Annotated in this window: 1 protein-coding gene; it reads left to right on the forward strand. The window is 58.5% G+C overall.

Features of this window, described 5'->3' with window-relative positions; all coding sequences use genetic code 11:
- Window positions 1-545 (forward strand): GTP-binding protein (locus tag ACYQ6M_RS30375; protein ID WP_460077701.1); only part of this gene is annotated, 545 nt, incomplete at both ends.

Consider the following 545-nt stretch of genomic DNA (forward strand, 5'->3'; position numbering starts at 1 on the left):
GAAAAATTTGAGCGCAACAAGCCGCACGTTAACATTGGCACGATTGGCCACGTTGACCACGGCAAGACGACGCTGACCGCAGCAATCACCATGACGCTGGCTGAAACCGGCGGTGCGACTGCAAAAGCTTACGACGAAATCGACGGCGCGCCTGAAGAAAAGGCTCGCGGCATCACCATCTCCACGGCACACGTTGAGTATGAGACGGAAAACCGTCACTACGCACACGTCGACTGCCCTGGTCACGCCGACTACGTCAAGAACATGATCACCGGTGCAGCGCAGATGGACGGCGCGATCCTGGTCTGTTCTGCCGCTGACGGCCCGATGCCGCAGACCCGCGAACACATCCTCCTGGCTCGCCAGGTTGGTGTTCCGGCTCTGGTCGTGTTCATGAACAAGGTTGACCAGGTCGACGACGAAGAGCTTCTCGAGCTCGTCGAAATGGAAATCCGCGAACTGCTGTCTTCCTACGAATTCCCGGGCGACGACATTCCGATCGTCAAGGGTTCTGCACTGGCAGCCGTTGAAAACCGCGATCCGGC

It is taken from the genome of Roseibium sp. ROS1 (assembly GCF_054658215.1).